This window comes from Pseudarthrobacter sulfonivorans (assembly GCF_031454915.1).
Taxonomy (GTDB): domain Bacteria; phylum Actinomycetota; class Actinomycetes; order Actinomycetales; family Micrococcaceae; genus Arthrobacter; species Arthrobacter sulfonivorans_C.
In genome coordinates this window covers 677,440-689,393 of the sequence record NZ_JAVDRS010000002.1, presented here as the reverse complement: position 1 = coordinate 689,393, position 11,954 = coordinate 677,440, and the positions used below count along the sequence as shown (strand labels likewise).

Annotated in this window: 12 protein-coding genes; 5 read left to right on the top strand and 7 right to left on the bottom strand. The window is 61.8% G+C overall.

Translation table 11 applies throughout. From position 1 onward, the window contains the following. Positions 1–8: 8 nt before the first annotated feature. Positions 9–713, bottom strand: coding sequence for an alpha/beta fold hydrolase (locus J2808_RS07165; RefSeq protein WP_309813735.1), 705 nt, complete (start codon positions 711–713; stop codon positions 9–11). A 170-nt stretch (positions 714–883) separates the two neighbouring features. On the opposite strand from J2808_RS07165, the gene J2808_RS07160 reads away from it, so the two are divergent. The 5 genes from J2808_RS07160 to J2808_RS07140 all read left to right on the top strand — a co-directional run bounded on the left by J2808_RS07160 (position 884) and on the right by J2808_RS07140 (position 5,784). Continuing rightward, positions 884–1,036, top strand: coding sequence for a hypothetical protein (locus J2808_RS07160; protein WP_309813733.1), 153 nt, complete (start codon positions 884–886; stop codon positions 1,034–1,036). A gap of 53 nt (positions 1,037–1,089) precedes the next feature. Continuing rightward, positions 1,090–1,470: a cupin domain-containing protein gene (locus J2808_RS07155; RefSeq protein WP_309813730.1), complete on the top strand. Its 381-nt coding sequence runs from the start codon at positions 1,090–1,092 to the stop codon at positions 1,468–1,470. Between the two features lie 744 nt (positions 1,471–2,214). Then, a complete protein-coding gene (betT, locus tag J2808_RS07150) occupies positions 2,215–4,308 on the top strand; it encodes a choline BCCT transporter BetT (protein ID WP_309813729.1) in 2,094 nt (697 codons plus the stop codon). A gap of 577 nt (positions 4,309–4,885) precedes the next feature. Then, positions 4,886–5,473: a TetR/AcrR family transcriptional regulator gene (locus J2808_RS07145; protein ID WP_309813726.1), complete on the top strand. Its 588-nt coding sequence runs from the start codon at positions 4,886–4,888 to the stop codon at positions 5,471–5,473. 2 nt (positions 5,474–5,475) lie between these two features. Continuing rightward, positions 5,476–5,784, top strand: a complete 309-nt coding sequence (locus J2808_RS07140; protein ID WP_309813723.1) for an antibiotic biosynthesis monooxygenase family protein — start codon at positions 5,476–5,478, stop codon at positions 5,782–5,784. 220 nt (positions 5,785–6,004) lie between these two features. Here the strand turns inward: J2808_RS07140 and J2808_RS07135 are convergent, their stop codons facing one another. From J2808_RS07135 to J2808_RS07110, 6 genes are all read right to left on the bottom strand, one after another. Then, a complete protein-coding gene (locus J2808_RS07135; protein WP_309813719.1) occupies positions 6,005–6,661 on the bottom strand; it encodes a DUF5134 domain-containing protein in 657 nt (218 codons plus the stop codon). 149 nt (positions 6,662–6,810) lie between these two features. After that, positions 6,811–8,757: a primary-amine oxidase gene (locus J2808_RS07130; protein WP_309813716.1), complete on the bottom strand. Its 1,947-nt coding sequence runs from the start codon at positions 8,755–8,757 to the stop codon at positions 6,811–6,813. Positions 8,758–9,048: 291 nt separating this feature from the next. Beyond that, positions 9,049–10,050 (bottom strand): heme-dependent oxidative N-demethylase family protein, encoded by a 1,002-nt coding sequence (locus J2808_RS07125; RefSeq protein ID WP_244292760.1) that lies wholly within the window; start codon positions 10,048–10,050, stop codon positions 9,049–9,051. After that, positions 10,047–11,033: a PDR/VanB family oxidoreductase gene (locus J2808_RS07120; RefSeq protein ID WP_309813710.1), complete on the bottom strand. Its 987-nt coding sequence runs from the start codon at positions 11,031–11,033 to the stop codon at positions 10,047–10,049. Before J2808_RS07120 ends, J2808_RS07125 begins: the two co-directional genes overlap by 4 nt. After that, complete coding sequence (locus tag J2808_RS07115; RefSeq protein ID WP_309813707.1) at positions 11,030–11,512, bottom strand: dimethylamine monooxygenase subunit DmmA family protein; 483 nt, start codon at positions 11,510–11,512, stop codon at positions 11,030–11,032. The genes J2808_RS07120 and J2808_RS07115 overlap by 4 nt, the downstream gene beginning before the upstream one ends. Before the next feature lie 9 nt (positions 11,513–11,521). Further along, entirely contained in the window at positions 11,522–11,902 is a 381-nt protein-coding gene (locus J2808_RS07110; protein ID WP_164204613.1) for a cupin domain-containing protein, read from the bottom strand. Positions 11,903–11,954 lie beyond the last annotated feature (52 nt).

Genomic DNA, 11,954 nt, shown 5'->3' with positions numbered 1-11,954 from the left:
CCCCGGACTCACCCCGCCCGCTCCACCGCCTTCAGGATCGCCTGGCTCAGCTCGGCCGGTTTGGTGAACTGGGGCCAGTGGCCGGTGGGGAGGTCCACGTACTCAACGTCGCGGATGCGGGCCAGTTCCGCGGTGAAGGGGTGGCCGGCATCGATCCATTCGGTGAGGAGCGACGACGGGAATTCGCACGCGATCACAGTCGCCGGGACCTCGTAGCGGCGGACGTCGTGCAGGCGCTGCTTGCCGTAGGCGACGCCCTTGGGCTCGGGGATGGCCCGTGCCCGGAACTTGGTGCGCAGCTCGTCGGTGAGGTCCACCAGGTCCGCGTCCTCGAAGCCGTCCCACGGCGGCAGCGGCACGTCGTCGCCCTCGGCCGGCAGCTCATTGTTGATCACGCCGCCCTCGCCGAGCGGTCCGCTGTCCACGTAGATGTTCCGGGCCACACGGTCCGGCCGGGCGTCCGCCACTCCGTGGATGACCGCGCCACCACCGGAGTGCCCCACCAGAACCACCTTTCCGTCGAGCCCGTCCACTACGTCCACGACGGCGGCGATGTGGTCTTTCAGGGTGATGCCGGCCCGCCGTGCATCCGCGGATTCAAGGCCGGGAAGGGTCAGGGGATGGGCTGTGTGCCCCGCATCTTCCAGTGCAGGCGTCACCTCCTCCCACGATGAGGCGTCCAACCAAAATCCGGGTACAAGGATGATGTCCATGACGGAACCCTACTCCGCAGTACGTTCGGCGGGTAGGGAAGGCCTGTTTGTCGCCAGATTCGAGAGCCTGTCTTCGGGTCCACTGCATCGGCCATTAGGACGTTTAAAATCTTCGTCTTGAACCATTGACTTGAACACGCGTTCATGTCAAAGTTTGTGGGACGAACAAAGTGACTGGCATCACACAGCAGGGCCTCAAAGGAGGCTTCGGCTGGTCCGCCGGAAACCAGGTTATTTCGGGTCTGGAGGCGATCCCTCGCCCCGAGGATTCTGACCTGATCGTCAGCGCAGTCTTCCACGCACCAAAGATTGAACAGCCCTGACAAAGATGAACAGTTCTGACAAATCTTTCACCACACTATTCATAGGAGAGACCATGGAAACCACCCTCGTAGGAACACTGACCAAGGCCGGATCCATCCACAAAGTAGAAAACGGCTTCATCGGCCTGCCGTCGATGAACGAGCCGGGGACGATCTCCGCGATCGGCGACTCCCTCCACAACCCCGAGGGCTCCGTCATGTGCGCCGGATTCTTCGAGCTGAAGGCTTCCGAGCCGCTGGTGTACACCTACACCTACGACGAAATGAAGGTTGTCATCAAGGGCGAGTTCATCCTCACGGACCAGAGCACGGGTGAGGTAACGCACGCCAAGGAACGCGATGTGCTGTTCTTCCCCAAGGGCACCACCGTCAAGTTCGAGACCCCCGAGTACGGCCTGGGGTTCTTCGCCGGCGACCGCACCTTCGCACCCTAAGGACCGGCCATGCGTTCCGCGTCCATGCCCGACGGCAGCGGGCGCGGGCTGCGGACCCGGCCGGGGGATCCGCTGACTTCGTGAGTCCCGGGGCCCCACCTTGAAGTTCGGCACGGGAGGGGCGCTCGCCTGTTCGCTCACCGTTCAGGCGGCGCCCCTCCCGATGCCGTCTCGGCCCTCCGGGGCTTAGGCGCTCCTGCGGCGCCCTGGCAATGCATCGGCTCGCCCTCGGCGCCCGGTTTGAGTGCGGCGTCCTGCAGGGCCTTCACCCGGGCAGCAACCGCGACGCGTCATTCGTCTGACCGCGGACCCGGGCACTGGCTGAATGCATGGCCGCGGCACTCCCCGCCCGGAATCACCTCGATGTCTGCGGACCGGCGGCCTGGCTCAGCCCGCCGGCAGATCCGGGATTTTGGCTTGGCCGAATGGCTCGCCGCAATTCATAAACCTTCGGCGTGGCCGAAATTGACGAGGGCCAACGGTTCGCTGTGAACCTGGCTCGTAGCGGCATCAGATTGGAAGTTCCGGCCGGCGTTTCGGTGCTGGAGACCCTCGAAATGCAGGAAAAGGCGGCCCCAGCCTGTGCCTTGAAGGCATCTGCGGGCGGCTGCTCCCTCCCAGTTCTTCGAGCGGCACCTCAGCACCGGGATCTCAACCTGACCGACCAGCAAAGGCCGCGAACACCATCATGATGTGCTGCGTTTCACGCAGCAGAGACCAAGAATTGGAGTTGGACCTTTGAGCATGACCATCATCGACAAAGAACCTGACACGGCCCCCGCCGAACCCATCAAGGACCGCGCGCCCAAGGTCAACTGGCGGGTCTTCATCATCGCGTCAGTCATTATTATTGCTTTCTCTGTCTGGGCAATGCTGGTGCCTGCCAGCGCCCAGTCCACCATGAAGACGGTGGTGGGTTGGATCGCGGAGAACCTTGGCTGGTTCTACGTGCTCACTGTCACTGTCGTGATTGGGTTTGTGCTGTGGGTGGCGCTGTCCAATGTTGGCTCGGTCCGGATGGGCCCGGATCACTCCCGTCCGCAGTACAAGCTTTTCACCTGGGTGGCCTACCTGTTCGCCGCCGGTGTGGGAATCGACATGCTGTTCTACTCTGTGACAGAACCGATTACGCAGTACATGAAACCGCCGGAGGGCGCAGGCCAGACAGCCGAGGCGGCCCACGAAGCCGTGGTGTGGACCATGTTCCACTACGGCGTGGCGGGCTGGGCCATGTATGCGCTCCTCGGCATGGCCATGGGCTATTTCGCCTACCGGTGGGGCATGCCGCTGTCCATCCGGGCGGCCTTGTATCCACTGCTGGGCAAACGCGTCCGGGGCGGGCTCGGCGACACGATCGACATCATCACCCTGGTGGGCACCGTCTTTGGTGTGGCTACGGCCATGGGGATCGGCGTGGTCCTGCTGAACGTCGGCTTCTCCATCATGTTCGGCCTGGAACAGGGCCTCGCCCTGCAGATTGCCCTGGTGATTGTCGCCGTCGTACTTACCATCGCGGCGTGCACGTCCGGCGTTGACAAAGCGATCCGCTGGGTCGCGGAGCTGAACATCTGGAGTGCCGCGGCCCTGCTGCTGTACATGCTGGTGACCGGCCAGACGTCCTTCCTGCTTAACTCATTGGTGGAGAACATCGGCCGCTTTGTCTTCACCCTGCCTGAACGAACTCTGCAGACGTTCGCGTACCAGGAAGGCGGTTCGGAGTGGATGGGCGGCTGGACCCTGTTCTTCTGGGCCTTTTGGCTGGCTTGGGGTCCCTTCGTTGGCCTGTTCCTGGCCCGCATTTCGCGTGGACGTACGCTGCGGGAATTCGTCATCGCCGCCATCACCTTCCCGGTGCTGTGCGACTTCCTGGTGGTGAGTATCTTCGGCAACAGTGCCCTGCACGAGGTACTGAACGGGAACGAGGCGTTCGCGCAGCTGGCCATTACCAGCCCGCAAGAGGGCTGGTACGCGCTGCTTGGGATGTTCCCTGGAGCGCCGCTCCTGATCGGGCTGGGCACGTTGTCCGGCATGCTGTTCTACCTCACCAGCGCCAACTCCGGCGCCATGATGATGTCCAACTTCTCGTCCAACATCACCAATGCGACCCAAGACGGCGCCAAGTGGCTGCGAATCTTCTGGGCGCTGGTCACCGCCCTGCTGACCATCGCGATGCTGGTGGCCGGCGGTGTGACCACCATGGAGTACGCCACGCTGATCTTCGCCCTCCCGGTGACCATCATCGCCTGGCTGGTGATGGCCTCCTTCACCAAGGCGCTGCGGATGGAGCGGATTGAACGTGAAGGCCGGGTCCTGCGCAGGCAGTCGATGGCGGTGCACGCCGGCCATGCGGCAGACCGCACCTGGGGCCAGCGGCTGGCACGGATACGCTCCTATCCGTCCGGGGACGAGGCCGCCCGGTTCATTGAACTCACAGCGCAGCCGGCGCTGGCTGAAGCGCTCGAGGAGTTCACCAAGCAGGGCCATGACGCGACCCTGGACATCATCCCGAATGAACATACGGGCGTGCCCAGCCAGGTGCTCGTGGTCACCATCCCGGACAACCGCGACTTCCACTATCAAGTCCAGGCGGTGGAGGCCTCAGTGCCGAAATTCGGCCGGCACATGCACCGTGAATCCGAGGTCTACTACCGCGTGGAGGTCTTCGCGCAAACTGGCTCCGAAGGCTACGACCTGATGGGCGTGACACAGCAGCAGATCATGGAAGACGTCTTGGTCCGTTACGAGGCCCACCTGGGCTTCCTGGCCTTCTCGAACGAGTACGACCACCCTTCCCTCATCACGCCTCCGGTACCGCCGAGCACTGGCTCCCTCGCATAGGCAGGGCCTGCGGATGCAGCGCCTGAGGCGGCAGGACGGTCGCCGGAGACCGGAATGACATAAAGAGATCACAGCGAACATGGTGGGCGACTTTGTCGCCCACCATGTTCGTTTTTGCGGCTATGCCGTGTTCATCCCGTTCAGCGCTGCCTGCCCAGGGTCCTGAACAGTGTGGAAAGGACGATCCCCGTGCTCAGGCGGAGGCACTTGACTGCTGGCGAGGACATTTACGGGCTGGCGAAAGCCCGTACCGGAAGTCCTGCTAACTGGATTCTGCCCTTAGCGGGGACTGTATCTGAATGCGAGGGCTCAGATTCCGGAGCCTCGGAAGGAATGGGATTCCTTGCCTTCGGGGTTTGGTCCGTAAATGGTGACCATGCGCGCGTGTAAGGGGGCGTAGCGGCCAAATCGTTCGGGATTTACGCGCGCCGAATCGCCCGGTTTCAGGATGAGTGTCACGACGAATGTTCAAGTCAATCGTTCCAGACGAGGATATTGAACCGTTTTCCTCAACTCAAGCAATAGTCTTAAGGGAGTGTCCCTGCCGGGCCGAAACCGGGAGACTGGAGAGTGAGCGATGCGGGTACCCGCTGAAGAACGAAAAGAACAGCTGATTTCTGCGACCGTTGAACTTATGCGTCGTGAGGGCGTTCAGTCGGTGACCATTCGGGCTATTGCCAAAGAGGCCAATGCCCCGCTGGCAACGGCTCATTATTGCTTCAGCAATAAGGAAGAGCTCATGGAGGCGGCCGCCGAGGCCTGGTTTAAGAACCTCAGCCGTTTTTCCAGTGGCGTCCCGGTCCATTTGGGACTCCGTAAGGCTGTGGAAGAGGTAGCCGAAGGCTATTGGCGCGCGCTGGAGGAAGAGCCCGCAAGCATACTTTCTGAGATCGAACTGATTCTGTGGGCAACACGGAATGCCGCTGTCAGCCCGCTGGCCGCGAAAATATACCCTGCCTATGAAGTGGAACTGGGAAACATCTTCTCGTCCGCCGCCCAAGGCAGCGATGATCAGTGCCTCATTGGCTTCCCCACTCTGGTGAGGATCTTTCTCATGATTTATGACGGAGCGGCCATTCAATACATGACCGACCCAAAGGCTACCGATCACCGCGGACAGTTCTTCATGATGATTGATGCACTGTTGATAAAGGCCGGCGTTTAAGAATGATCACCGAACATGCGTTGCTCTCAGTCCGGCCTGGCATGGAAGACGATTTTGAGACGGCCTTCAGTAAAGCAAGGTCGATTATTTCCTCTATGCCCGGGTTCCAGGGGCTCACGCTTTCACGATGCATAGAGAGCGCAGCCACGTACCTGCTGCTGGTGGAGTGGACCCGCCTGGAAGACCATACGGAAGGCTTCCGGGGGTCAGTGCAGTACGAGGAATGGCGCGCGCTGTTGCACCATTTCTATTCGCCGTTTCCAACGGTGGAGCACTACGAGCAGATTCTGGCCATGCCGGGAGGGTCTTAGTTCGTCGGCTGCGGAGGGTGTTGGTACCGGGGCCTCCCGCGTTGCGAAACGGAAGGCCCCGGGGTCTGCTGCGCTCAGTCGGTTTCCGGTCCGGTGCAGAAGAAGCACTCCCCGGCCTCGAGACTTGAGTCGCAAGTCTTTTCTATGAATGTGGCTCGCACTGCGGTGGTTGGAGCCTGGGTTTTTGCGACGGCGGCGGCGCTCATGAGATGGACACCTGCTACGACATCGTGGCGAACATGAGGGCCATGACGGCCGCGCCGAGAGCTTCGAGCCCGTGTTCTGCACGGATGGAGAACTTTGAAGCCGCCTTGCTGCGGAAGGTGGATTTCATTACCTGCAAACGCAGGAGAAGAACAATGAAAACTACCGCCGCAGCTCCGAAGAATACTGTCAGTGGGATGGCCAGATCCGGCAACTGATCAAGGGTCGCTGCAGCCGTGCTTGGGGCTGCTGCCACCGCGTGGTGGGCGTTCGAGAGTGGCATTCCGCCTGCCGGGACGATTCCATGGCTGGCTGTCGTCACGTGACCCGTCATCATGACGGCCATAAGAGCAGCGCCGGCCATGGTTAGGCTGTGGTAGACGCACTTTAGCCTGCCTTGGCTGCCCGCGCAGAGCATTTTGAACTCCGGCCGGGCGACCGCCTGAATGACAAACCACAGTGCCGCGCCGGCGAGGACAGCAATCTGGGCCAGCACCGTGGAGGGCGCGAGGTTCCAGAGCATGGCGGCCATCAGGATGTTCATGAGGGCGTGGAGGGTGTTATTGACCCGGTCGGCCAGTTGGTGTGGCTTGGCGGCCTGCAGGAGGTGGTAGCTTCCACTGAGCAGCAGGACGACTGTGAGGGTCCAGGTAATTGCGGGGATATTGAACACGCGGATCACGCTCTCGCTACAGGCTTTGGTTAGGTGCAGGCGGTCCCCGGTGCTTTTGTTACAGCACCGGGGACCGCCTGTTTGAGGGTTGTCGTTTCCAGCTTCAGTTCATGTTCGTGGTTCCTGGCTTCCCTGAAGCTGGGCCCGGATTATTTATCGGTGGTGCAGCAGGTTGCGGTGTTGGTGGTTTCGGTTCGGTTGTCGTTGCTGGGGAGGTTGAGGGTTGGGTTTTGGTCGAAGAAGCCGTGGGGTTCGAGCATGAAGCCGATGTTTTGGCGGGGCATGATGGGCCAGTCTTCGAGGCGGACGACGTGGTGCATGCCGAAGGTGTACCAGACGACGAGGTCCTGGTCGACGATGTTCCGGTTTTTTTGGGTCCAGATGTGCAGGCCGTCGTCGGCGCCGGTGGCTTGGTTGGGGAATTCGCCGGCGGCGAAGCGTTCGGTGCGGTCGTAGGCGGTGACCCAGAGGTTGTTGCGGGCGAACTGGGCGCGTTTGCTGACGTAGGATTCGTCGCCGGCGGCGAGTTGGATGCCGTTGGTGGGGATCAGGCGGTAGGCGACGGGTTCGTTGACGAGGTTTTTGCTGTCGCGGTTGGCGATTTTCCAGAAGCGGTGTTTGGCGGAGTTGGTTTTGCGGATGGCGGCCTGTTCGGTTTCCAGGAGCCGGTCCACGGCCATGAACGCGGTGTGGGTGGGGTTGTGGTCGGGGATTTCCATGTCGACTTCGTAGACGGCGTTGGTGGGTCCGTCGATTTCGAAGTCCATGCGGACGTTGAACATGTGCTGGTGGATGGGGGCGTAGAGTCCGTCGTTGTTCAGGGTCTGGCCGTAGGGGCTCTTTTCGCCGGGTTTCTGGCCGGCGGTGGAGAGGATGCCGGTGGCCTTGACGAGGAATTCGATGGACCCGTCGAGGAAGAGGTGCCAGTAGAAGGCGTATTCGTAGTTCGCGACGGTGGCGATGAAGGAGATGACGAGTTTGCGGGAGCGGCGGGTTTCGGCGGTGCCTTCGCGGAAGTCGAAGTGCTTCCAGAGGATGGAGTCGTCTTCTTCGTGCATGCAGATGGCGTTCTCGATGGTCAGCGGGTTGCCGTGGCTGTCGGCGGTGATGCCGTCGAAGTATTTGATTTCGCCGAGGCAGTCGCAGCCGAGTTTGAGGGAGTTGGCCATGTTGCCGATGTTGTATTCGCCGGAGTCGAAGGCGTTTTTCTTGGCCTGGACGGGGGCGGTGTCTCCGTAGGGGACGACCATTTCCGAGAGTGAGGCGCGGTTGATGACGGGCCGTTCGACGCCTTTGTTGCGGAATTTGAGCTGGTGCAGGACCAGGCCTTCGCGGGGGGTGAAGCCGACGCGGAAGGACCAGTCGGCCCACTGGACGTGGTTTCCGGTGACGGTGAAGGACGCGCCTTCGGGCTGGGTGATGGAGATCGGCTTGAGGTCGGTGCGGGCTTCGCCGACGTACTTGGGCAGGTAGTTCCCGCTCGCGGACGGGACCGGGATGGCCTGGTCGTCTTCGAGTTTGACGACCTCGCCGGTGTTCAGGTCCACGATCACGATGAAGTTCTCGATCGGGTGGGCGTAGGGGCTGTCGTTTTCCTCGTCGCGGACGAAGACCAGGGCGCGCATCAGGCGGCGGCCTTCGTTGTCTTCGCCGAAGTAGCCCACGGACCAGGGTTCGAAGCAAACCAGGTCCATGTTGGTGATGCCGCGCTTGGCCAGGGCGGCCTGGACCTCGGGGTTCTTCCGGCAGGCTTCTTCGCCTTCGGCGAATTCGTCGAGCATGAAGGGCGGGTGGACGTTCTCGGCCAGCTTCGTCCATTTCGAGACGATGCCCGAGTCCAGGTCCACGATCGCTTCGTAGGAGCGTGCCTCGGCCCGGTTGACCAGGACCGCGTCGGCTTCACGGAGGGTCGCGGCGCCGGTGCGGAGCAGTTCCTTGTCCGGTTCGCGCAGTTCAACGCTGATGAAGCGGAACGATTCCGCGGCGGCCGGGCCGTCCTTCAGGATCGCGGCGGCCCGGGAAATTTCCTCGCGGGAGAGCGGATCAAGCGGGTGGGAAACCCCTACCCCGGTGTGAATTTCAGTGTTGAGAGTCATGGTTTTCTCCTTGGTTCTTTCGTGAGGATGAAGATCCCTATGGCCTGTTAGGCGAGTTGCCCCGTGACATGAGTGGCGTTTGGCAAATACCTGGCAGACCGCTCATGTGCTTGAAACCTGCCTGGAGGAGACCGGACCCGGGCTTTGCCGGCGGAGTTCTACACTGAACTCCGCCGGAGTGATGCCGGTCACGTATTCCTCTTGCAGCCAAGCTACGTGAAATAAATCATTTAGTCTAGCTTTTTTTAGGGATATTCTCTTATTGCTCTGTTTATGGCGCGCTAGCGGGAGCTAGCGGCCCAGCAGCCAGTCAGAAGCGGCTTTGCGGTAGCGGATGATGCCCTTGTATTCGGCCATGTCGTCCGGCAGTTCCGCCAGCACATGGCCCATCTTTTCCCGCCACGCCGGTACCCGGGCGATGTCGGAAAGGGGCAGGAGGTGGGTCCTGACCAGGAACAGCAAGGCGCCGGAGTGTGGAAGGCGGACCAGGTGCTGAACTTCCACGCGAAGGTGGAGCTTCTCCGGCATGGCAGGGTCGTCGGCAATGGTGCTTCGGCCCGGACCCCATTCCGGGTACGTTTCCGTGGAGGTGTCCATGCGCCGGCCGATGGTCATGGTCCAGTTGGTCCGCCGGAACTGTTCGCCGGGCTGCAGGCGCAGCAGGAACTGCTCAGCCCGGCTGATGATGCGTTCTTCCTTCACCCGCGGGACGGGATGATGGATTTCCATGAAGTTCATGCCGACATCGAAGCCGAATGACCAGTCAGCGGCGAAGGTCACGAGGCCGGCATCGAGCCACAGGGTATCGTCCCGGACGTCGAGAAGAATGATGTCGTCCTGGACCTGGCTGCCGAGGAACCGCAGTGGACCTTCAGGCAGTGAGCTGTCGTCGCCGACGGTAAATTCGACGTCGAGATTCTGCAGGCCGTTATGCCAGCGGCAGATGTTGCCTTCCCGGTGGAAAGACATCGTGTCCGGGTAATCATCCGCCATGGAGGACAGTAGGGTGGTCAGGGCGTCCCACACTGCCGGTCGCATATGGGGGAGGACATTCACGCGGGAAGCGTCGCGTTCCAGCACCTTGGCGCGCTCGGACAGTTCGTCCAGGTAGTGTTCGTCGATGTCCACCAGGTGGGCTCCCCAGGAGCCGGCTTCTGTCGGTGCGGTCTTGGTGGCCGGTTCGACGTTAGCGCTGTACCGGTACGTGTCGTTGGCAAAAGGAAAAGGGAAGCGCCTGATCCGTTCGGGGAGGAGGGCTGCGTCCGGATCGGTTTCGATGATCGTGCTACTCAAAGGTCCAACTCCAATTCTGGGTCGTTGCTGCGCGAAACACAGCACATCATTGTGGTGTTCTCGGCTTTTTCCTGGTCGGACAGGTATAGGTCGCGGTGCTGCGGTGCGCCACGAAGTACCGGCAGGACGCATTCCCCGCAGATGCCTTTGCGGCACATGTTGGGGATGGTCTTCCCTGCTGTTTCGAGTGTCTCCAGCAGCGAAACGCCGGCCGGAACTTCCAAACGAACGCCGCTGCGTGCCAGATGCACCGTAAAGGGTTCACCTGCGTCCAGTTCGGTTGCGCCAAAGGCTTCTGAGTGAAGCCGGGCGGCTGACCAGCCCTGGCTCCGGGCCTCTTCCAGGACCGCATCCATGAAGACAACGGGACCGCACACGTAGAGGTGGGTGCCGAGGGGCTGCGTTATGAGCGCTTCGGCCAGAACGCTTTGGAAACTGCCCCGGCTGGTGCACTCCACCAGAGCGGTCAACCCCGGCCCCAGCAGTTCCCGTGCTTCTTTCACGTGGGCCCCGGCGTCCGGCCGGTGCACGTAGATCATTGATGCTGTGTTGCCCCGCTCCACCGCGGCCCTGGCATGCGAAAGAATCGGCGTGATCCCGATTCCTGCAGCAACCAGCAGATGATGCGACGCGGTTGATGCGGGAGCAAACGCGCTCCGGGGGCGCGAAACGTTCACACGGTCGCCGACGGAGAGCCGGTGCATGGCTACCGAGCCGCCGGCGCCTTCATCGACCCTCAGGACAGAGATGGTGTAGTCGGACGGTGCGTTGCCTGAACCTGTCAGTGAGTATGCATTGACGCCGCTCCCATATTGGACCACCAGGTGGCTCCCCGGGACATAGGAGGGCAACCGTCCACCCTCCGGAGCAGTGAAGGTAATGCTGACAATCGATTCCGTCTGGCGGCTGATGTCTGTCACCTCCAGGTGGAGGCCTCCCTCCACCGCCGGGTGGACCTGGGGCTGGAGCGCTATGGCGGTCATGCTGCCTCCTCGGCATGGGCTGAGTAGCCCAGGTATGCGCCTCTTCGTCGGGAAAAGTGATCAGTGACGGCCAGGACGGTGGAGCACCCGTGACACGTCACCTCGGTGCCGCCTGTCCGGTCAGCGGTGGTGGAGAGGCAATGCGGACAATAAACAAACCGGGGTCCGGTTTCCTGGGACAGGAGCGTTACTTCCTCGCCCAGAAGTCCGCAGTCCGCGGCGACTGCGGCGGCTGCCCGGATATCTGCCGGGGGTCCTGCAAGGACAAGGCGGACGCCAACACGGGAACTGGTGAAGACGGACTTGAGTTCCAAGAGGGTGTCGGCTGTTGCTGCTTCGAAATGGAGATCGTAGCGGGGCTGGCCATCGGTGTCTGGAACTGCGGTGTCACCTGTGGATCCGAAAGATACACAGATGACACCGCGGAAACCAGGTTCCAGGCCGTTGCCGGCTGCTGGCGGCGTGGACGCGGAACGCATGGTCGGTCCTTACGGGTTGAAGGTGCGGTCGCCGGCGAAGAACCCCAGGCCGTACTCGGGGGTTTCGAACTTCACTGTGGTGCCCTTGGGGAAGAACAGCACGTCGCGTTCCTTCGCGTGTGTGACTTCGCCGGTGCTCTGGTCCGTGAGGATGAATTCGCCCTTGATGACAACCTTCATCTCGTCGTAGGTGTAGGTGTAGACCAGCGGCTCGGACGCCTTCAGCTCGAAGAAGCCGGCGCACATGACCGAGCCCTCCGGGTTGTGCAGCGAGTCGCCGATCGCGGAGATCGTGCCCGGCTCGTTCATCGACGGCAGGCCGATGAAGCCGTTTTCGACCTTGTGGATGGATCCGGCCTTGGTCAGTGATCCTACGAGTGCAGTTTCCATGGTGCTGTCTCCTATGACTGGTGGTGTGAAAGATGGGATCGGGAAGGGACGT

What these genes read in the sequence shown, in the direction of transcription:
- J2808_RS07140 (WP_309813723.1), top strand. Translation starts at nt 5,476, where the DNA reads ATGATCACCGAACATGCGTTGCTCTCAGTCCGGCCTGGCATGGAAGAC.
- J2808_RS07165 (WP_309813735.1), bottom strand. Translation starts at nt 713, where the DNA reads ATGGACATCATCCTTGTACCCGGATTTTGGTTGGACGCCTCATCGTGG.
- betT (WP_309813729.1), top strand. Translation starts at nt 2,215, where the DNA reads ATGACCATCATCGACAAAGAACCTGACACGGCCCCCGCCGAACCCATC.
- J2808_RS07115 (WP_309813707.1), bottom strand. Translation starts at nt 11,512, where the DNA reads ATGCGTTCCGCGTCCACGCCGCCAGCAGCCGGCAACGGCCTGGAACCT.
- J2808_RS07155 (WP_309813730.1), top strand. Translation starts at nt 1,090, where the DNA reads ATGGAAACCACCCTCGTAGGAACACTGACCAAGGCCGGATCCATCCAC.
- J2808_RS07120 (WP_309813710.1), bottom strand. Translation starts at nt 11,033, where the DNA reads ATGACCGCCATAGCGCTCCAGCCCCAGGTCCACCCGGCGGTGGAGGGA.
- J2808_RS07130 (WP_309813716.1), bottom strand. Translation starts at nt 8,757, where the DNA reads ATGACTCTCAACACTGAAATTCACACCGGGGTAGGGGTTTCCCACCCG.
- J2808_RS07110 (WP_164204613.1), bottom strand. Translation starts at nt 11,902, where the DNA reads ATGGAAACTGCACTCGTAGGATCACTGACCAAGGCCGGATCCATCCAC.
- J2808_RS07145 (WP_309813726.1), top strand. Translation starts at nt 4,886, where the DNA reads ATGCGGGTACCCGCTGAAGAACGAAAAGAACAGCTGATTTCTGCGACC.